Raw genomic sequence first — 19,876 nt, 5'->3', positions numbered from 1 at the left:
CGCCGCGCCTCCCGTCCGTCGGTGGTCGCGTCGTGGGCGCGTGCGCGCCGGTGTGCGCGGGACGCTTGCGTCCGTGCGCCTCATCCGACGTTCCGCCGGTCGATCGACGCGTGCAAAGTCGGAACGTGCGCGCGCATCTCTTGCGCGTGCATCATCCGACGTTCCGCCGGTCGATCGACGCGTGCAATGTCGGATCAGGCGCGCGCACGGACCCCGCGCGACCCCGCTACTCGGTCGCCTCGGCCTCGGAGAGCTCCCGCCGCGCCCGGTACCGACGCGCCCGCAGGCTGACCACGACGGCGGAGGCCACGATCGCGATGCCCGAGCCGACGAGGACGGCGAGCACACCCTCGTCGAGGATCTCCTCGTTGCGGGCGAAGGCGAGCTCGTTCATGAGCAGCGAGACCGTGAACCCGATCCCGCCGAGCACGCCCACCGTGACGATCGACCAGAACGACAGCGTCGAGCGGCCGGGCGCCCGGAAGATCCGCGTCGCCACCGCCCCGAACAGCGTGATGCCGATCACCTTGCCGACCGGCAGCGCGAGCACCACCGCCCAGAACGTCGGCGACAGCTCCCCGATGCCGACGGCGGGCACCACCACGGCGGCCGACGCGAAGGCGAACACCGGCAGGACGATCGCGTTCGACCACGGCTCGACGTTGCCGTGCAGCGTATGCCCGGGGCGGCGCGGCAGGACGAGCCCGAGCGCCACGCCCGCGATCGTCGCGTGCACGCCCGAGTGGTACACGAGCCACCACGTCAGGACGCCGAGCACGACCATGCCCGCGATGACCCAGGCCTGGCCGGGACGCCCGGGGCGCAGAGCCTTGCCGAGCAGCCAGAAGAGCGCGAGCACGACGACGGCGCCGGCGAGCGCGAGGAAGTCGGTGTCGTGCGCGAACACCACGGCGATGATGATGATCGCGATGAGGTCGTCGAGCACCGCCAGGGCCAGCAGGAACACCCGGAGCGTCGAGGGCAGCCCGCGACCGAACATCGCCAGGACGCCGAGCGCGAAGGCGATGTCCGTCGCGGTCGGGATCGGCCACCCGTGCCCGTACGGCGTCCCTGCGGTCACGAGGAGGTAGATGCCGGCCGGGACGAGAACGCCGCCGACCGCCGCGATCGCGGGGATGACCGCCGTCTTCGGGTTCGACAGCTCACCGGCGACGAGCTCGTGCTTCAGTTCGATCGCCACGAGCAGGAAGAACACCGCGAGCAGCCCGTCGCTGATCCAGTGCGACACCGAGAGGTCGAGTCCGACCGCACCCCACGGGGCCTGCACGTGCAGGAGGTGCTCGAGGCCGGGGCCGAGCGGCGAGTTCGCCACGACGAGCCCGAGGACCGCCGCGGTGAGCAGGGCGATGGCGCTGAAACGGGGGGAACGGACGATTGCCGGCATGGAGCTCCGTCGGAGAAGGGTCGGGTGGGAGATCGTCGACCAGACTTCCCGACACGCCACGTACAGCATACCGGCCGCCCCTCCGCGGCGTCCATGGTGTACTGCGTGGCACGATGACCGCATGACCGCCGTCTCGGACCTCGTCACCGTCGTCGACCGCCTGCTCGACCCCGCCGGAGGGTGCGTCTGGAACCGCGCCCAGACCCATGCCTCGCTGGCGCGGTACGCGGTCGAGGAGTCGTACGAGCTGGTCGACGCGATCGACTCCGGGGATGACGACGAACTCCGCGAGGAGCTCGGCGACGTGCTCTACCAGGTGGTCCTCCACGCGGGACTCGCGGAGTCGTTCGACCTCGAGGACGTGGCCGCCGGCGCCCGGGACAAGATGGTGCGCCGGCACCCGCACGTGTTCGGGGACGAACGGGCGGACACCGTGGAGGACGTCGTGCGCGTCTGGCGGGCGGCCAAGGCTGCGGAGAAGTCCTCGCGGCGGAGCGTCTTCGACGGGGTCCCTCGGGCGATGCCGCCGATGGAGCGGGCCGTGAAGCTGCTGGAACGCCTGGAGGAACGGGGGGACTCCGACGCGGTCGTCGCCTCCGTCGTCGCGGCGGCGGGCGCGGGGGCGCGGTCGGGAGGCGCGGGTGGCGTCCCGGACGCCGGTGCTGCGGGTGCGGGGGCGCGACCGGGGGCCGCGGGTGCGGTTCCGGACGCGGGTGCGGTTCCGGACACGGGTCCTGGTCGGGATGTGCGGGTGGAAGGCGCCGGTGGTGCCGTCGTGGACGCCGGGTGGGGGACCGCCGTGCTCGCGATGATCGCGGAGGCGCGTGGCACCGGGATCGACCCGATCGCGAGTCTGCGTGCCGCGGTCGCGGAGCTGGAGGCGGCCGGCCGCGTCGGAGAGTGAGGCGACCTGCCGCGCCCGAACGGTGCAGGTGCGGATACGCGGTGCGCGTGCGGGGTGCTGGGGGCGCGGGCGAGGGGAGTGCGGGCGTCCTCCCAACCCGAAAAAAGGAGGACGCCCGCGAGTGGGCCGACGGCACCACCAGGGATGCGGTGCCGATGGAGCAGCCCACTCGAACCGCGGGGCACACTGCAGCACGTTGCCCACGCGATCGGTTCGTCGGATGGATCAGGCACCCGTCGAACCGAGGTTCTGGATGAAGAATATCAGCCGGTCGGAACGTGTGCAAGCCGGGGAGGTCGATCTGCCAGAATCGATCCATGGCTCCGACCGTGACGGCTCCCCGTGGCATGCGTGACTTCCTCCCGGCAGACAAGGCCCGGCGCGAGCACGTCCTGGGCGTGATCCGCGACGTGTACGCGCGCCACGGGTTCGACGAGATCGAGACCCCGGTCGTCGAGGACGCCGCCCGCCTGCACTCGGGCCTCGGCGGCGACAACGAGAAGCTCGCGTTCGCGGTCATGAAGCGCGGGCTCTCCACCGAGGACCTGCAGCACGCCGGTGCACCGCTCGACCTCGCCGACCTCGGGCTGCGGTTCGACCTCACCGTGCCCCTCGCGCGCTTCTACGCCACGCACCGGGCCGAGTTGCCGTCGGTGTTCCGGTCGGTGCAGATCGCCCCGGTCTGGCGTGCCGAACGCCCGCAGAAGGGGCGCTACCGGCAGTTCGTGCAGTGCGACATCGACATCCTCGGTGAGCCCGGGCAGCTCGCCGAGATCGAGCTCATCCGGGCGACGACCGCTGCCCTCGACGCGCTCGGGGTCCAGGGCACCACGATCCGGATCAACGACCGCCGGATCCTCCTCGCGCTCCTCGGATCGTGGGGGATCACCGACCCGACCGCCGCCGACCGTGCGCTCATCACGATCGACAAGCTCGACAAGATCGGGCCGGACGGCGTCGCGGCAGAGCTCCGCGAGACCGTCGGCGTCGAGCTCCCCGGGCTCGAGGACACGATCCGCACGCTCGAGACCGCCGACTGGGACGCCGTCGGGGGAGCCACGTGGCTCGATGCCGACGCGTTCGAGGACCTGCAGCGGCTCCGTTCGGCGCTCCCGGGCGTCGACCTGCGCTTCGACCCGACACTCGTCCGTGGCATGGGCTACTACACGGGCACGATCTTCGAGGTCGCGCACCCCGACTTCGGCTACAGCCTCGGCGGTGGCGGGCGCTACGACGGCATGATCGGCCGGTTCCTCGGGCAGGACGTGCCCGCGGTCGGGTTCTCCCTCGGGTTCGAGCGGCTCGTCGACCTCGTCACGCTCCCGGAGTCCGCCGAGTCCGACGCCGTCGTGCTCGTGTACGACAAGGACGTCGACCCGGTCCAGCTCGCGGCGCTCAAGGCCGAAGCGCTCGAGGGGCACCGTCGTGTCCGGCTCGAGCGACGCACGAAGAACATGAAGAACCTGCTCGCGGGACTCGTCGCGCAGGGCTTCGACGCGTTCGCCTCCGTGGGTGCCGACACGCAGTCGCTCGAGGGTGTGGAGTTCCGCCCGCTGGCGTGAGTTCTCCACAGTCGCCCGTCATGCACGCCTCGTGTTCACCCGCGCCTCGCTAGGATCGACTCCGCAATCACCACAACCGAACGTGTAGGGAGTACCCCGTGGCCCAGATCGACGCCGTAGGCGCACGCGAAGTCCTCGATTCCCGAGGCAACCCGACGGTCGAGGTCGAGGTCCTGCTCGACGACGGGGTCGTCTCGCGCGCACTCGTCCCGTCCGGCGCCTCCACCGGTGCGTTCGAGGCGTACGAGCTCCGTGACGGAGACGCTTCCCGCTACGGCGGCAAGGGCGTCCTCAAGGCCGTCGACGCGGTCCTCGACGAGATCGGTCCGGCGCTCGAGGGCTTCGACGCCACCGACCAGCGCCTCGTCGACGCCGCGCTCATCGAGCTCGACGGCACCGAGAACAAGTCGCGCCTCGGTGCGAACGCGATCCTCGGTGCCTCGCTCGCCGTCGCACGCGCGGCAGCCGACTCGGCCGACCTGCCGCTGTTCCGCTACCTCGGCGGCCCGAACGCGCACACGCTGCCCGTCCCGCTCATGAACGTCGTCAACGGTGGCGCGCACGCCGACACCAACGTCGACATCCAGGAGTTCTTCCTCGTGCCCTACGGCGCCGAGTCGTTCTCCGAGGCGCTCCGCTGGGGCGTCGAGACCTACCACGCGCTCAAGGGCGAGCTGAAGAAGCAGGGCCTCGCGACCGGCCTGGGCGACGAGGGCGGCTTCGCCCCGGAGCTCGCGTCCAACCGCGCTGCGCTGGACTTCCTGCTCGCCGCGATCGAGAAGGCCGGCTTCACGCCGGGCAAGGACATCGCGCTCGGCCTCGACGTCGCCTCCACCGAGTTCTTCCACGACGGCAAGTACGCGTTCGAGGGCAAGCAGCTCTCCGGCGAGGAGTTCACGGCCTACTTCGCCGAGCTCGTCCGCGACTACCCGCTCGCCACCATCGAGGACCCGCTGGCCGAGGACGACTGGTCCGGCTGGTCGCACCTGACCGCCGAGCTCGGCGACAAGGTGCAGATCGTCGGTGACGACCTGTTCGTCACGAACCCGACGCGCCTGCAGCGGGGCATCGACGAGAAGGCCGCGAACTCGATCCTCGTCAAGGTGAACCAGATCGGCACCCTGACCGAGACCCTCGACGCCGTCTCCCTCGCTCAGCGCCACGGCATGACGGCGATCCTGTCGCACCGCTCCGGCGAGACCGAGGACACCACGATCGCGGACATCGCGGTCGCGGTCGACGGCGGCCAGATCAAGACCGGCGCCCCGGCCCGCTCGGACCGTGTCGCGAAGTACAACCAGCTGCTCCGCATCGAGGAAGAGCTCGGCGACGCCGCAGTCTACGCGGGCCGCTCGGCCTTCCCGCGCTCGGCTTCCCTGTAACCAGCGCCCTCCACGAGACGCCGCCCTCCTCCGGGAGGGCGGCGTCTCGTCGTTCGGGCGCCGAGGTCGCACGGCATGCCGCGCGCCGACCGTCGAGGTCGCACGAACTGCCGCTCCCGCCCGATGCGGGCGACCGATCGTGCGACCTCAGCGGATCGCCCGCGGCGTGTTGCGCGACCGCGTGCCGGGCGCTGGCAGCGTTCCGGGGGTGCGCCGCGCCTCCTGGATCGCCCGCTGAGAGGGCGCCGAACGGCCGCGTGCCGACCGCCAGCAGGCCCGCCGGCGGGTTATCGTCGGACCGTGCCCAGCCAGAAGCCCCGTGTCCGCCGCGTCCCCGTGGCGCTGCCCGAGGGCGGCTCGTCCGAGCAGCCGTGGTACCGCTCGATCCGGTTCTCCGGGTTCAGCCTGCTCATGCTGGCCATCATCGTGCTGTTCGTCGTCGTGCTCGCGCCGTCACTCCGGACCCTGATCCAGCAGCAGGAGCAGATCGCCCAGCAGCAGCGCGAGGTCGCGAGCCAGAAGGCCGACGTCGCCCAGAAGAAGAAGGACGTCGCGCGCTGGGACGACCCCGCGTACATCGAGGCGCAGGCTCGGGACCGACTGCTCTACGTGTACCCGGGCGAGGAAAGTTACCTCGTGATGGGCAGCGAGAACCGGAAGGCCGAGTCGACGCCGACGACCGATTCCGGCACGCCCGTGAGCTCGACCGTGCAGACACCGAAGGTCGACTGGGTGCAGGCGATGCTGTCGTCGGTGCTGACCTCGGGGCTCACCGACGAGACCACGCAGCAGCTCGTCGCACCGGACGTCTCCGGCACCGGCGACACGAAGTAGGACGACGCGCGGGACTCCGGTAGGCTCACGTACCCGTGACGACCCCTCCCTTCGACCCGCCCTCCGAACGCGACATCCAGGTCGTCTCGGCGCAGCTCGGCCGACCGGCGCGTGACGTCATCGGGATCGCTGCTCGCTGCGTCTGTGGCAACCCCACCGTCGTGTCCACGAAGCCCCGGCTGTCGAACGGCACCCCGTTCCCGACGCTGTACTACCTGTGCCATCCCGCGGCCACCGCTGCGGTCAGCACCCTCGAGGCCAACCAGGTCATGCCCGAGCTGGCAGCCCTGCTCGAGGACCCGATCGTCGCCGAGCAGTACCGCGCGGCGCACGAGTCCTACCTCGCCGATCGCGAGTCGATCGAGCACGTCGACGAGATCGATGGCATCACCGCCGGTGGCATGCCCACCCGCGTGAAGTGCCTGCACGCCCTCGTCGGACACGCCCTCGCCGCCGGACCCGGCGTCAACCCCATCGGCGACCTCGCGCTCGAGCGCACGAGCTGGTCGCCTGCCCGGTGTGAGTGCCGGGCGTATGATGAGGGAGCAGACGCCGGAGTCGGGGCGGGTGGCGGCGAATTCTGACCAGCCTCCCGGCAACCACCCCACTCCAAGGAGATCATCCACCGTGCCCAAGATCCTCGTCGTCGGCGGCGGTTACGCCGGCTTCTACACCGCCTGGAAGCTCGAGAAGCACCTTCGTCAGGGCGAAGCCGAGGTCGTCATGGTCGACCCGCTGCCGTACATGACGTACCAGCCGTTCCTCCCCGAGGTCGCCGCCGGTTCCATCGAGCCGCGTCACGCCGTCGTCTCCCACCGCCGTCACCTCAAGAAGACGCGCGTCGTCACCGCCAAGGTCACGAAGGTCGACCACGCCAGCAAGACGGCGACCATCACCCCGGCCGAGGGCGAGGCGTGGGAGGAGTCCTACGACCAGATCGTCATGACCGCGGGTGCGGTCTCGCGTACCTTCCCGATCCCGGGCGTCGCCGACGAGGCGATCGGCCTGAAGACGATCGAAGAGGCCGCGGCGATCCGCGACAAGATCCTCACGAACTTCCACAAGGCAGCGACCCTGCCGGCCGGCCCGGAGCGTGACCGCCTGCTGACCGTCGTCGTCGTCGGTGGTGGCTTCGCCGGCATCGAGGTGTTCGCCGAGCTCCGCTCGTTCGTCTCCGACCTGCTCAAGAGCTACCCCGAGCTGTCGTTCGACGACACGCACTTCCACCTCGTCGAGGCGATGGGCCGGATCATGCCCGAGGTGTCGCTCGAGACGTCGCACTGGGTGCTCAAGAACCTCGCGCAGCGCGGCGCCACGGTGCACCTCGAGACGCAGCTGGCCTCGGCGGTCGGCGGCGTCTGCGAGCTCAAGACCAACGACGGCGCGATCGAGAAGATCGAGTCCGACCTCATCATCTGGACCGCCGGTGTCATGGCGAACCCGATGGTCAAGGGCACCGACCTCCCGCTCGAGCAGCGTGGCCGCATCCGCGTGCAGCCCGACCTGCGCGTGGTCGACGACAACGGCGTGATCGACGACGCGTGGGCCTGTGGTGACGTCGCGGCCGTGCCGGACCTCACCGGTGGTGGCGTCGGCGGGTTCTGCGTACCGAACGCCCAGCACGCCGTCCGCCAGGCGAAGCAGCTCGCGAAGAACCTCGTCGCGACGATCCGCGGCGAGGCGACGACCGACTACAAGCACGAGAACCTCGGTGCCGTCGCCGGCCTCGGTCTCGGCATCGGTGTCTTCCAGTCCGGCAAGTTCGCCATGAAGGGCTTCCTGGCCTGGGGTGCCCACCGCGGCTACCACGGCCTGGCGATGCCGTCGTGGGAGCGCAAGTGGCGCGTCATCGGCGACTGGGTCGGTGGCTTCTTCCTCGGCCGCGACATCGCGTCGCTCGACGACCGCGAGACCCCGCGCGCCGCGTTCGAGGCGTTCGCGTCCCGTCCGAAGCCCGCAGCCGAGGCCCCCGCGGCACCGGTCGAGGCGTCGAAGCCGACCACCGCTCCGGAAGAGGGCAAGCCCGCCGGTGCGGCCGGTCCCGCGTACGGCGAGCCGGCGAAGGACGTCTCGAACGACGCCGAGCCGGTGAAGGCCGAGGCGGACGCCAAGTAGCGACACGCTCCAGACGAGGCGGTCACCCCATGGGGTGGCCGCCTCGTCTTCGTCGGTAGGCTGTTGCGGCCCGCCCCCGTGGCCCAATCGGTAGAGGCATGCGACTTAAAATCGCCGAGTTGTGGGTTCGAGTCCCACCGGGGGTACCGAGGTGGCGGACGACGTTTCGCGCTCGGCGACACTTCACGGCGTCGCCCGCGCGTGAACTGTCGCGCAGCGCGAAACCCCGCCCCCGCTACCATTCTCGGGTGGTCGGATTCGGAAGCGCGCTCGCGAACCTGCGGAACGCCCTCGGCCGACCCGAGGCCCACGTCGAGGTGGTCGACGGCGAGACCGTCCCCACCGGCATGCTGCTCGGCACGCTGGGCGCCCTCCTCCTCGACGCCGGCAGCTCGGTCACGGACGTCCGTTCGGCGCTCGAGAAGGCGCGCGATGCCGCCGGGGTCGGGCCGACGCTCGCCGTCGGGGTCCTCCCCGCCCTCGTCATGGTGAGCGAGGTCGCCACCGGCGCCGCCACCATCGTCAACGCCGAGGGCGTCGAGCTCTCGAGCCGCCAGGCCGCCCGGGCGAACCGGCTCGTCCTCGGCCTCGAGAGCGGCTCGATCGCCCTCGCCGAGATCCCCGCACGGGTCCGAGCGATCCGCGCCGGGACCGTCCCACCGCCGGCACTGCCGTGGATCCTCGGCAACGCCCTGACCTCGGCCGGACTCGCGGTGGTGTTCCGCTGCCCGTGGTGGGCGATCCTCGTGGCGCTGGCCGTCGGAGCCCTCGTCGGCGTGATCGGGCTCGTGCTCCGTCGCTTCCGCGAGGCCGTGGCGATCATCCCGTTCCTCGCGGCCTTCGTGTCCACGACCATCGTCGGGCTCGTCGCCGCCGGCACCGGGTTCGACCACGTCCCGCTCTTCGCCGTGTGCGCCCCCGTGGCCGTGTTCGTGCCGGGAGCCCTCATCACCAACGCCCTGCTCGAGCTCACCGCGGCCGACATCGTGACCGGGTCCTCGCGGCTCGTGCAGGGGCTCATCATGCTCGGGTTCATGGCCGCGGGCATCGCGTCGGGGAGCGCGCTGACCGGGCTGCGCGTCGACCCGTCCTCGGCGGCACTCGTCGGCGAGGTCGCCGACGTCGGCACGGACCGCGGCGGGTGGGAGGCCGTCCCGTCCTACTGGGTGTCGTGGGTCGCGGTGGTCGGGCTGGCCGTCGGCCTCGGCCTGGTCTTCCGGTCGGGGTGGCGGCTCACGCTCGTGTCCGTCGCGGTCATGGTCACGGCCTACGCGCTGGTGAGTGGGACGACCCCGCTGTGGGGGAGCGTCGTCGCCACCGGTGCGACCGCCGCGCTGCTGTTCGTCGCGACGCGGCTGCTGGAGCGACTGGTGCCGGCGATCCCGGCGACGGTCTCGTTCTTCCCGGCGTTCCTGCTGCTCGTGCCGGGGACGGTCGGGCTCGTCGCGGTCGCCACGTTCGACCCGGAGGCGCTGGCGAACCCGCTCGCGACGTTCGTCAGTCTCTGCATCGGGACGAAGATCGGCGGCCTGCTGCCGGGGCTGTTCGCGCGGAACGCGCCGCACCGCGGGGTCGACGCGACCCAGTAGACGCGCGCAGCGCGGAGAGCGCGGCAGTCGCCGTGGACGCGACCCACTGCGGGACGGGAGGCGCGGTGCCGGCCCGCACCGCGCCTCCAGGCCGTCACGGCGCGAGCAGGCGCCCCGCAGCCTGGTCGTCCACAGCCGTCGCCTTCGCGAGGTAGTGCACCTTCTTGCCCGTGGCGTTGTACGGCAGTTCGGTGACGAACCGGTAGAGCCGCGGCCGCTTGTAGCGGGCGAGGCCGGGGTGCGACGCGGTCCACTCCTCGAGGGCGGCGGCGGCTTCGACGTCGTCCTCCGGCAGCCGCCCGGGCGCACGGACGACGTACGCCGTCACGACCTCGCCCCAGCGCTCGTCGGGGACGCCGACCACGATCGCGTCGGCGACGCCCGGGTGCTCCTGCAGTGCGGCCTCGACCTGCACGGGGTGGACGTTCTCGCCGCCGGAGATGATCATGTCGTCCTTGCGCCCGACGATCGTCACGCGCTCGTGCTCGTCCCACGTGGCGAGGTCGCCCGGGTAGAACCAGCCGTTCGCGAACTTCTCGGCCTCGAGCCCGGGGTTGCGGTACGAGTAGCCGGACTTCACGGTGCGGACCGCGAACTCGCCGATCTCCGAACCGTCCTTCGGCACGGTGTCGCTCGGATCGGCGAGGCGGTCCTCGTAGACGCGGACCACGGCGACGTCGTCGTCGGTGGAGGCCCGGCCGGTCGACCCGGCACCGTCGGGGAAGTCCTCGGGGCGGAGGAAGGTGTTCCAGAAGGTCTCGGTCGTGCCGTAGCCGTTGAAGATGCGGGGCGACAGGAGCTCCTGGTACCGGAGCGCGGCGGCCCGGTCCAGCGGTGCGCCCATCGTCACGATGCCGTTGAGGGAGGACAGGTCGCGGGGCCGCTGCTCCTGGGCGTTCGCGAGCTGCACGAGGTTCGGCGGGGCGCCGATGAGGAACGTCAGCTGTTCGGACTCGACCAGGTCGAGCACGCGGTCGGCGTCGAAGTGCCGGAGCGTGGTGAGTTCGGCGCCGACGTAGAACACCGGGTTCGGGCCGCCGGAGTACAGACCGCCGCGGTGGAAGAGCGGCGACATGTTGAGGGTCTTGTCGAACGGGCTCAGCGGGAAGTGCATGATCACGTCGTGGGCGCTGAGGACCTCGACGAGGCTCGGCAGCGGCACGGGCTTCGGCCGTCCGGTCGTGCCGCTCGTGTACAGGCGCGTCGTCTCGTCGTAGGTGCTGCGGGGCTCGGACGCGGCGAGCTCGTCGGCGGAGACGGGGTCGCTGGTGAGGAGCGCGGCGAAGTCGACGTCGCCGGGCCGGGTTCCGTCGCCGACCACGACGACGTGCTCGGGCGTGTGGTCGGAGCTGGCGAGCGCGGCCGTGATGTCGATCGAGCGGGCGGCGTCGAGGACGAGGACCACGGGGGCGGAGTCCTCGATGATGAACGCGACCTCGTCCGACGCGAGCCGGAAGTTGGTGGGGGAGAACACCGCGCCGATGCGGTGGGCCGCCAGGTACAGGATCGCGAACTCGGGGGAGTTGAACAGCTCGACCATGACCACGGACCCGCGACCGACCCCGTGGCGCACGAGCCACCCGGCGACGCGGTCGACGTCGGCGCCGAGCTCGGCGTACGTCCACGAGCGGTCGGTGTCGGGATCGCGGAGCGCCGGTCGGCCGGCGAAGCGGTGGGTGTTCCGGGCGAAGCCGTTGGCGTACGTGTAGCTGTGCTCGAAGACGTCGCGGAAGCGGGTCGGGTCGTAGTCGGATCGGGTCTCGGTCATCGTCGCTCCCAGCAGCGGTCGTGGTGCTGCACGCACCGTCCGTGGTACGGCGCACTCCGTTCGTGATGTCGCGCGCACCGCTCGTCAGCGTATCCGTGCAGCGAGCCTCGGCGGCAGCCCGATCCGGGCCCTGACGGTGCCACGTTCAGGCGCGCTGGTCGACCCGGGCCGCCCGCTGCCAGCACCAGACGGCGACGGCTCCGGCGGTGCAGACCGCGGCGACGACCACCAGTGCGACGGGGGAGACGTGCGTCCCGGCGGACCCGGAGTACACGGCGGCGGCCAACGCGACGGCGACCGCGGCGATGGCGGCGTACCGACCACGGGACCGCGCGAGCAGGGACTGCCCGGCGGACCCGGCCACCGGCAGCAGCGTCACGACGACGGCGCCGAGGCCGCCGACGCACAGGGTGATCGCGAACTCGGACACGAACGACACCCAGAAGCCGGACCCCGGCGTGACGGAGTGCAGGACCCAGCCGGCCGCCGCCACGACGAGCAGCGCGATCGACCGCCAGGTGGCACTGCGGGCGCCGGCAGCGATCGAGGAGCCGAGCCGGAGCGCCCGGGTGTCGAGGTCCGGTCGGCCGATCGGCACGAGGACGGCACCGACGATCACGGCGGGTGAGAGGTCGAAGGTCCGGGTGACGCCGCACGCCACGAGGGCGGCGAGCACCAGCCAGGGGGAGACCCGGAACCCGATGTTGCTGCGATCGGTGCCGGCTGCCCAGCGGGTGGCGAGGACGATCGTCGTCGTGAGGACGGCCGCGCCGAGCAGGACCGCGATCGCCAGGCGGACGTAGCGGGCCTCGAGGGAGATGCCGACGCCGAGGAGCGTGCACAGTCCGACGACCAGCACCGCGACGGTGATCGAAGCCCAGGTCGGGAGCACGTCCTCGCCGCGGCGTCGCTCGTCACGGGGGCGGTTGCGACCGAGGAGCCCGGCGAACGGCGAACGGATCCGGCCCCGGGCGACGCCGGCGACGAGTGCGAGCGGACCCGCGATGAGCACGAGGAACCCGGCGGCGACGGCCGTGGCGACGAGGACGGTGCGCCACGAGAACGCCGCCTGGATGGTCGGCACGGTGGTGTCGTACGCGGTGGAGGCGGTCCAGTCGCCGGCGGGGCCGGACCAGTCGAGCCCGCGGCCGTGCCCGCCGGTGACGGTGCCGGACCCTGCGCCGCTCCCGCTGCCGCTGCTGCCGCCGGTGCCCCCATCGGAACCGGAACCCGGACCGGAGCCCGGACCGGAACCCGAACCGGAGCCCGAACCGGTGCCATTGCCGGTGGATCCGCCGGTCGCGCTGCCGTGGCCGTTCGGGCCCGTCGTCGTGCCGGCGCTGCCCGCCCCGGTACCCGGGGTCCCGGACGGCGAGCCGCTGCCGGTGGACCCGTCACCCGGCGTGCCCGGTGCCCCGGACGCACGGGAGACGACGACCCGGACGGCCGTCGAGGTCGGCGAGAAGTTGCCGGCGTCGTCGTGCTGCGTCGCCGTCACCGCCCGGGTGCCGGCACCCAGCGTCGAGCCGGCCGTGGTGCAGGACCACCGACCGGAGGCGGGAACCTCGGTCCGGCACACGGGCGCACGGTCGATGTACACGGTGAGCACGGCGCCCGCCTCGCCCGTGCCGCTGACGGTCAGGGGCTGGACGCGCACGCGGTCGCCGGATCCGGGCGCGGTGATGCGCGGTGCCGTCGGCGCGGTCCGGTCGAGCGTCACGGTCACCGGGGTCGACGCGGCGCTCCGCAGGTCGGACCGGTACCCGTCGGCCGTGCTCGCGGTCTGCGTGGCGGTGACGGAGAGCCGTGCGTCGCCGCCCGGGGTGCCGCCGCGGAGGGACACCGTCCACCGGCCGTCGGCACCGACCGTGGCGGTCCGGTCCGTCGACGACCCGGACACCGAGAGCGTGACGGTCGACCCGGCGTGCCCGGTGCCGGTCACCGGACCGTTCGTGGGCCGTGCGGTGGTGACGACCGGCGGGACGATGACGTCGGACGCCGGGGTGCGCGCCGAGCCGAGCCCGGGGAAGCTCTGGTCCGCCACGGTGAAGACCTGCTGCGGTCCGCTCCGGACGGTCGCGAGGCAGGACCAGGCACCGTCGTCGTGGACGGTCGCGGTGCACCCGGTCGACCCGGTCGTCGCCGGACCGGTGACCCGCAGGGCGTGCCCGGGGGTGCCCCTGCCGCTGAAGCGCACGGTCCCGCTGGTGATGTCGCCGGGGTCGTCGATCGACGGGCGCACCGGGGGCCGGCTCGGCGACGTGGTCGGGGGTGCCGGGGTCAGGTGGTCCTGGGGTGCTGGCGTGGGGGTGGGTGTCGTGCCCGGATCGGGCTCCGCCCCAGCGGCAGCACCGGTGGACGTCACGGCTGCGGACGTCCCGGCTGCGGACGTGACGGCGGTGGCCGGGGCCACGGCGAGGGCGAGCAGGCCCACGACGAGGGCGGCCCCCGCGGCGACGGCCAGCGTGATCCGGGTTCGGCGAACGGGGCCGTCGCCCCCGACAGCCCGGTCGTCCACGTTCTCCCCGCGCGCGTTCATCCGAGTCCATCCCACGTGATCGAGCCGCTCGGGTCAATACGTCGATCGGATGATGTCCGTGGACCGAGCGACACGCCGAGCAGCCCGAGCGCGCGGTGTGTGCGACTCGGGAATCGCCCGTGAACCGGGGCCGTGGACGAGAGGGCACCCCACTGGTCGATACAATCGTCCTCGGCCGTGACGCAGGCCCGACGGCCCCGTCACACCGCGATCCCGACGCGCAAAGGAGTACGCCCTCATGGACACCGGACTCATCACGACGCTGATCGTCGTCGGAGTGGTGGTGGTCCTCCTCGTCGTCGTGGGGATCTACCTGTGGGTCACGTACAACTCGCTCGTCACGCTGAAGGTCCGCGTCGACGAGGCGTGGAGTGACATCTCCGTGCAGCTCAAGCGCCGCGCCGACCTCATCCCGACGATCGTCGAGACGGTGAAGGGCTACGCCACGCACGAGAAGTCCGTGTTCGAGGCCGTGACGAAGGCCCGCGCCGAGACGCTCAGCGCCGGGGACGCCTCGAGCGCCTCCACGGCCGAGGGGCACATGCAGAAGGCGCTGAAGAGCGTGTTCGCGGTGGCCGAGGGGTACCCGCAGCTGCAGTCCAGCCAGAACTTCCTGCAGCTGCAGTCCGAACTCGTCGACACCGAGGACAAGATCCAGTCCGCCCGTCGCTTCTACAACGGCGGCGTCCGCGAGCTGAACACCAAGATCCGGGTCTTCCCGAACTCGTCGTTCGCGAAGAGCCGTGGCTTCACCGAGGCGTCGTTCTTCGAGACCGCCGAGCCCGCGGCGATCGCCGAACCGCCGCGCGTCCAGTTCTGACCCGCCCGACGACGGCTGCGACGTGTACAGCGCGATCGCGCGCAACAAGCGCAACACGGTCCTCATCGTCCTGGTCTTCCTGCTGATCATCGGGGCGCTCGGGTTCCTCGGCGGTTACCTCGCCGGCAACGTGTCGATCGGCGTGATCGTCCTCGTGGTCGCCCTCGGGTACGCGCTCGTGCAGTACTTCGCCGCGGGTCGCCAGGCCACGGCGATCGCGGGCGGCATCGAGATCGACCGGAACACCGAGCCACGACTCTGGCGCACGGTCGAGAACCTCGCGATCGCCACCGGGATGCCGATGCCGCGCGTCTTCGTGATCGAGGACCCGTCGCCGAACGCCTTCGCCACCGGCCGTGACCCCGACCACGCGATCGTCGCCGCGACCACCGGGCTGCTGGCGATCATGGACGACCAGGAGCTCCAGGGCGTCATGGCCCACGAGCTCGGGCACGTCCGGAACTACGACATCCGCGTCTCCACGATGGTGTTCGGGCTCGTGGTCGCGGTCGGTCTCATCGCCGACGTGCTCCTCCGCATCTCGATCTTCAGCGGGCTCGCCGGCGGTCGGAACCGGAACAACGACAACGGCGGCAACAACCCGATCCTGCTCATCGCCGGACTCGTGGCGGTCATCGTGGCACCGATCGCCGCGGCGGGCGTGCAGGCCGCGGTGTCCCGGCAGCGGGAGTACCTGGCGGACGCGACCGGCGCGATGACCACCCGCCACCCCGAGGGGCTCGCCCGTGCGCTCGAGAAGCTCGGCGCGTACGGCCGGCCGATGCAGACGCAGAACTCGTCGATGGCGCACCTCTGGATCGCCGACCCGATGCGGCCCGGCCTGATGGACCGGCTGTTCTCCACGCACCCGCCGCTGCCGGACCGGATCGCGCGGCTGCGCGGGAGTCTCGACCGGTTCTGACCCGAGGGCGGGTGCCGGCGACCGGGTGTGGCCCAGGAGGCGCGGGTCGGCCCCGCACCACCGGCCCGTCAGACGGCCGGTTCCAGCGCCACGCTCGCGTCCGCGTCGTCGGCCGCGACGTGCGGCACCAGCCGCACGCCGAGCGCCCCAGCGACCGCAGCCGCGGCGGTTCCGCGGTCGGTGACCTCGACCCCGTCGAGCCCCTGCCACGCGGCCGTCCGTCGGAGGGTCTCGGCGAGCCGCCCGGCATCGAGCCGCTCGCCCGGCTCTTCCCACGCCGTCCGCACGCGCAGGACCCCGCGCTGCCGGTCGCTCTTCAGGTCGACCCGCCCGACGAGCCGGTCGTCCTGCAGGACGGGCAGGACGTAGTAGCCGAAGACCCGCTTCGGGGCCGGCGTGTAGATCTCGATCCGGTAGTGGAAGCCGTACATCCGCTCGGCCCGCCGCCGGAACCACACGACCGGGTCGAAGGGACTGAGCACGGCGTCGGCCGTCACGTGCCGCGGGACCCGGGCGTCGGCGTGCATCCAGGCGCGCTCGCCCCAGGACTCGACCCGCACCGGCACGAGTTCCCCGGCGGCGACGAGTTCGGCGATCGCCGCGGCGGTGTCGTCGGAACGGAGCCGGTAGTAGTCGGCGATGTCCGCGCGGGTGCCGACGCCGAGTGCCCGGGTGGCTCGACGGACGAGTTCGAGGACGGCTGCGGGTCGCGCCGGTGCGTCCTCGAGCGTGCCGACTGGCAGGACCTGCTCGGGGAGCGCGTAGACCCGCTCGAAGCCAGCCCGTCCGGCGCTCACGACGTCGCCCCAGCGGAACATCTGCTCGAGCCCGAGCTTCACGTCGCTCCAGCCCCACCACGGCCCCCGACGGACGTTCGACTCGTGCTCGACCGCGCTCGCCGGCATCGGCCCCTCGGCCGCGAGCAGCGCCCGGAGCTCGCGCCGGACCCCCTCGGTCCGCCGGACCCCGTCGATCCGGTTCGGCCACGCGTCGCGCTCGCGCAGCGCGTCCATCCGCCACCGGAAGAGGGGGAGGTCGGTGCGGTCGACGAACGCGGCCTCGTGCGCCCAGTACTCGGCGTAGGGGCCGCGCTTCGACATCGTCAGGCGGTCGAGCGTGGACCGGTCGTAGGTGCCGAGCCGGGCGAAGAGCGGCAGGTAGTGGCTGCGCTCGAAGACGTTCACGGAGTCGATCTGCAGCAGGCCGAGGCGCGCGAACCCCGCGTTCAGCGCCCGGGTCGACACGGCGTCGGCAGGCGGCTGGCCGAAGCCCTGGGCAGCCAGTGCGACGCGGCGGGCTTCGGCAGCGGAGAGCGTGGTCCTGACCATGTCCGAAGGCTACCGATCGCCGCCGACACCCCGCGTCCGGTGACGTATGCCGTATCTGGTACCTGTCGGGCCGCACATCGGTACACTCGCGACCATGGCATGGGGCAGAAAGCAGCAGCAACCGACGCATCCGGACCCCGTGGTCGAGGAGTCCGTCCCGACCGGCATGCGGATCGCCGGCGCGTGGTCGTGGCGGATCCTGGTCGTCATCGGGGTGATCGCGGTCTTCATCTGGCTGATGACGATCTTCAGCCAGATCCTCATCCCGTTCCTCGTCGGCATCGTCGTCTCGGCGCTGCTCGTGCCGATCTCGAACTGGATGCAGCGCCACCACGTGCCGAAGTGGCTCGCGGTCGTCATCAGCCTGCTCGGCGGACTCGCGGCGATCGGCGCGCTGGTGTGGCTCGTCGTCGACCAGATCATCGCGTCCTACCCGTCGCTCCGCGACCGCACGGTCGACCAGTACGCGAACATCAAGGACCTCGTCCTCAACTCCGGCCTGGGCATCACGCAGGGCGACGTCAACGGCTGGCTCGACGACGGCACGAAGTGGCTGCAGGACAACAGCGCGTCGATCCTCTCCGGGGTCGCGAGCGCGGGGTCCGGTGCCACGCACGTGTTCGAGGCGCTCTTCATCATCCTGTTCACCACGATCTTCCTGCTCATCGACGGCAAGAACGTGTGGCGGTGGGCCGTGCGGCTCTTCCCGAAGAAGGCCCGTGCGACCGTCGACGGCGCCGGTGTCGCGGGGTGGATCACCCTGACGAGCTTCATCCGCGTGCAGATCTTCGTCGCCTTCGTGGACGCCGTCGGCATCGGGCTCGGCGCCTTCATCGTCGGCCTGTTCTTCGGCGGCATGCCGCTGGTGATCCCGATCGCGGCGTTCGTCTTCCTCGGTGCCTTCATCCCCGTCGTCGGTGCGATCGTGACCGGGTTCCTGGCCGTCTTCGTCGCGCTCATCTTCAACGGCCCGCTCGCGGCCGTCCTCGTCCTCGCGGTCGTGCTGCTCGTGCAGCAGATCGAGGGACACATCCTCCAGCCGCTCGTCATGGGCAACGCGGTCAAGGTCCACCCGCTCGCGGTGGTCCTCGGCGTCACAGCGGCCTCCGGGCTCGCGGGCATCGCCGGTGCCTTCTTCGCCGTGCCGCTCATCGCCACCGTGAACACGATGGTCATGACGATCGCGAGCGGCCGCTGGCGTGGACTCGACTCCGAGCACGTGCTCGAGGCCACCCCGAAGCGCGGCCAGCACGGGCAGCTCCAGCTCCGGCGGGGCCGCCGGCACAAGGTCGGCGACGCGGTCCCCGCACCGGGCAGCAAGCCGGAGCCGACGGCGGCTGAGGGCACTGCCAGCACCAACTGACGTCACGGGTTCGTCAGGAGTGCCGCGAGCGACGATGATGGACCCGTGACCGACACCACCACGCCGCTGATCCCCACGCTCGACGACATCGAGAAGGCACGTGTGACGATCGCCGGGGTCGCCCGTGTCACCCCGATGGAGACCTCGCAGTTCCTCGCCGAGGTCCTCGGGTCGCCGGTGCACCTCAAGTGCGAGAACCTGCAGCGCACCGGTGCGTACAAGGTCCGCGGTGCGTACAACCGCCTGTCGACCCTCACCCCGGAGCAGCGGGCCGCGGGGGTCGTCGCCGCGAGCGCCGGCAACCACGCGCAGGGGGTCGCCCTCGCCGCGCGCGAGCTCGGCATCCCCGCGACGATCTTCACGCCGGTCGGCGTCGCCCTGCCGAAGCTCCAGGCCACGCGGCACTACGGCGCCGAGGTCGTCCTGCGCGGGCACTCTGTGGAAGAAGCCCTGAGCGCGGCCAAGGACTTCGCGACACGGACCGGAGCGGTCTTCATCCCGCCGTTCGACCACCCCGCGGTCATCGCCGGCCAGGGCACGCTCGGGCTCGAGATCCTCGACCAGGTGCCCGACGCCGACACGGTCATCGTGCCGATCGGCGGCGGCGGCGTCATCGCCGGCATCGCCCTCGCCGTCAAGGGCGTCGCCGAGCGCCTCGGACGCACCATCCGGGTCATCGGGGTGCAGGCCGAGAACGCAGCCGCCTACCCGAGCTCGCTCGAGGCCGGCGAACCCGTCACCGTCAGCACGAAGCCGACGATCGCGGACGGCATCGCCGTGGCGCGACCTGGTGACCTGAACTTCCCGATCATCCGCGACCTCGTCGACGACATCGTGACCGTGTCCGACGACGACGTCGCCCGGTCGCTCCTGGTGCTGCTCGAACGCGCCAAGCTCGTCGTCGAGCCCGCCGGAGCCGTCGGCGTCGCGGCGATCATGTCCGGTGCCGTCCGCGACACCGGTCGCACCGTCGTCCTGCTCAGTGGCGGCAACATCGACCCGCTCATGATGGAACGCGTGATCACCCGTGGCCTCGTCGCGGCGTCGCGCTACATCGGCATCCGCATCATGCTGCCGGACCGCCCCGGTCAGCTCGCCCGCGTCTCGCAGGTCATCTCGGACGCCGGCGCGAACGTCGTCGAGGTGCTCCACACCCGGCACGGCCAGGGGCTCGTCATCAACGAGGTCGCGCTCGACCTGTCGATCGAGGCGCGCGGTCCCGAGCACGCGCAGGAGGTCATCCACCGCCTGCACGAGGTGGGCTTCCAGCCGGAGCTGCTCGAGCACTGAGACGGGCACTGAGCCGAGCCGGAGACGGACAGGAGGCGCGGTGCCAGCCGGCACC

15 protein-coding genes and 1 tRNA gene are annotated in these 19,876 nt (G+C 71.8%); 12 read left to right on the top strand and 4 right to left on the bottom strand.

What is annotated here, in order from left to right:
- Positions 1 to 226 precede the first annotated feature (226 nt).
- Positions 227 to 1,405 carry a Na+/H+ antiporter NhaA gene (nhaA, locus tag BIV01_RS07280; protein ID WP_071302393.1) on the bottom strand — a complete coding sequence of 393 codons (1,179 nt, stop codon included), beginning with the start codon at positions 1,403 to 1,405 and terminating at the stop codon, positions 227 to 229.
- Positions 1,406 to 1,526: 121 nt separating this feature from the next.
- Between nhaA and BIV01_RS07275 the strand changes: the two genes are divergently transcribed.
- From BIV01_RS07275 to BIV01_RS07240, 8 genes are all read left to right on the top strand, one after another.
- On the top strand, positions 1,527 to 2,309 hold the full coding sequence (locus tag BIV01_RS07275) for a MazG family protein (protein ID WP_071302392.1): 783 nt from the start codon (positions 1,527 to 1,529) through the stop codon (positions 2,307 to 2,309).
- A 317-nt stretch (positions 2,310 to 2,626) separates the two neighbouring features.
- Entirely contained in the window at positions 2,627 to 3,871 is a 1,245-nt protein-coding gene (gene hisS / locus BIV01_RS07270) for a histidine--tRNA ligase (RefSeq protein WP_071302391.1), read from the top strand.
- Positions 3,872 to 3,969: 98 nt separating this feature from the next.
- Positions 3,970 to 5,253: a phosphopyruvate hydratase gene (gene eno / locus BIV01_RS07265; RefSeq protein WP_071302390.1), complete on the top strand. Its 1,284-nt coding sequence runs from the start codon at positions 3,970 to 3,972 to the stop codon at positions 5,251 to 5,253.
- Between the two features lie 300 nt (positions 5,254 to 5,553).
- Positions 5,554 to 6,087: an FtsB family cell division protein gene (locus BIV01_RS07260; RefSeq protein ID WP_070416773.1), complete on the top strand. Its 534-nt coding sequence runs from the start codon at positions 5,554 to 5,556 to the stop codon at positions 6,085 to 6,087.
- Positions 6,088 to 6,122: 35 nt separating this feature from the next.
- On the top strand, positions 6,123 to 6,671 hold the full coding sequence (locus BIV01_RS07255) for a DUF501 domain-containing protein (protein WP_071302389.1): 549 nt from the start codon (positions 6,123 to 6,125) through the stop codon (positions 6,669 to 6,671).
- A gap of 43 nt (positions 6,672 to 6,714) precedes the next feature.
- Positions 6,715 to 8,202, top strand: coding sequence for an NAD(P)/FAD-dependent oxidoreductase (locus BIV01_RS07250; RefSeq protein WP_071302388.1), 1,488 nt, complete (start codon positions 6,715 to 6,717; stop codon positions 8,200 to 8,202).
- A 72-nt stretch (positions 8,203 to 8,274) separates the two neighbouring features.
- A tRNA-Leu gene (locus BIV01_RS07245) sits at positions 8,275 to 8,348 on the top strand.
- A gap of 102 nt (positions 8,349 to 8,450) precedes the next feature.
- On the top strand, positions 8,451 to 9,791 hold the full coding sequence (locus BIV01_RS07240) for a threonine/serine exporter family protein (protein WP_175473662.1): 1,341 nt from the start codon (positions 8,451 to 8,453) through the stop codon (positions 9,789 to 9,791).
- 94 nt (positions 9,792 to 9,885) lie between these two features.
- Here BIV01_RS07240 and BIV01_RS07235 read toward each other — a convergent pair whose 3' ends face one another.
- Together BIV01_RS07235 and BIV01_RS07230 are read right to left on the bottom strand one after the other, a co-directional pair.
- Positions 9,886 to 11,559, bottom strand: coding sequence for a class I adenylate-forming enzyme family protein (locus BIV01_RS07235; protein WP_071302387.1), 1,674 nt, complete (start codon positions 11,557 to 11,559; stop codon positions 9,886 to 9,888).
- Between the two features lie 145 nt (positions 11,560 to 11,704).
- A complete protein-coding gene (locus tag BIV01_RS07230) occupies positions 11,705 to 14,098 on the bottom strand; it encodes a hypothetical protein (protein WP_071302386.1) in 2,394 nt (797 codons plus the stop codon).
- 238 nt (positions 14,099 to 14,336) lie between these two features.
- Between BIV01_RS07230 and BIV01_RS07225 the strand changes: the two genes are divergently transcribed.
- Positions 14,337 to 14,918: a LemA family protein gene (locus BIV01_RS07225; RefSeq protein ID WP_070416768.1), complete on the top strand. Its 582-nt coding sequence runs from the start codon at positions 14,337 to 14,339 to the stop codon at positions 14,916 to 14,918.
- Between the two features lie 22 nt (positions 14,919 to 14,940).
- Positions 14,941 to 15,840 carry a M48 family metalloprotease gene (locus tag BIV01_RS07220; protein WP_071302385.1) on the top strand — a complete coding sequence of 300 codons (900 nt, stop codon included), beginning with the start codon at positions 14,941 to 14,943 and terminating at the stop codon, positions 15,838 to 15,840.
- A gap of 68 nt (positions 15,841 to 15,908) precedes the next feature.
- On the opposite strand, the gene BIV01_RS07215 is transcribed toward BIV01_RS07220, so the two are convergent.
- The gene (locus BIV01_RS07215) at positions 15,909 to 17,168 is read right to left on the bottom strand and encodes a winged helix-turn-helix domain-containing protein (RefSeq protein ID WP_071302384.1); all 1,260 of its coding nucleotides are present in this window, start codon (positions 17,166 to 17,168) and stop codon (positions 15,909 to 15,911) included.
- A gap of 94 nt (positions 17,169 to 17,262) precedes the next feature.
- Between BIV01_RS07215 and BIV01_RS07210 the strand changes: the two genes are divergently transcribed.
- Both BIV01_RS07210 and ilvA read left to right on the top strand, forming a co-directional pair.
- Complete coding sequence (locus BIV01_RS07210) at positions 17,263 to 18,531, top strand: AI-2E family transporter (RefSeq protein WP_254791795.1); 1,269 nt, start codon at positions 17,263 to 17,265, stop codon at positions 18,529 to 18,531.
- Positions 18,532 to 18,576: 45 nt separating this feature from the next.
- Positions 18,577 to 19,821, top strand: a complete 1,245-nt coding sequence (gene ilvA, locus BIV01_RS07205) for a threonine ammonia-lyase (protein ID WP_070416764.1) — start codon at positions 18,577 to 18,579, stop codon at positions 19,819 to 19,821.
- The last annotated feature ends 55 nt before the right edge of the window (positions 19,822 to 19,876 follow it).

It is taken from the genome of Curtobacterium sp. MCBA15_013, from assembly GCF_001865095.1.
In the GTDB taxonomy this organism is placed as follows: domain Bacteria; phylum Actinomycetota; class Actinomycetes; order Actinomycetales; family Microbacteriaceae; genus Curtobacterium.
The sequence above is the reverse complement of the archived record's forward strand: the minus strand, read 5'-3'. Positions and strand labels throughout refer to the sequence as shown.

Coding starts and splice junctions, on each gene's coding strand:
- nhaA (WP_071302393.1), bottom strand. CDS start 1,405: ATGCCGGCAATCGTCCGTTCCCCCCGTTTCAGCGCCATCGCCCTGCTC.
- BIV01_RS07275 (WP_071302392.1), top strand. CDS start 1,527: ATGACCGCCGTCTCGGACCTCGTCACCGTCGTCGACCGCCTGCTCGAC.
- hisS (WP_071302391.1), top strand. CDS start 2,627: ATGGCTCCGACCGTGACGGCTCCCCGTGGCATGCGTGACTTCCTCCCG.
- BIV01_RS07235 (WP_071302387.1), bottom strand. CDS start 11,559: ATGACCGAGACCCGATCCGACTACGACCCGACCCGCTTCCGCGACGTC.
- BIV01_RS07230 (WP_071302386.1), bottom strand. CDS start 14,098: ATGAACGCGCGCGGGGAGAACGTGGACGACCGGGCTGTCGGGGGCGAC.
- BIV01_RS07225 (WP_070416768.1), top strand. CDS start 14,337: ATGGACACCGGACTCATCACGACGCTGATCGTCGTCGGAGTGGTGGTG.
- BIV01_RS07215 (WP_071302384.1), bottom strand. CDS start 17,168: ATGGTCAGGACCACGCTCTCCGCTGCCGAAGCCCGCCGCGTCGCACTG.
- BIV01_RS07210 (WP_254791795.1), top strand. CDS start 17,263: ATGGCATGGGGCAGAAAGCAGCAGCAACCGACGCATCCGGACCCCGTG.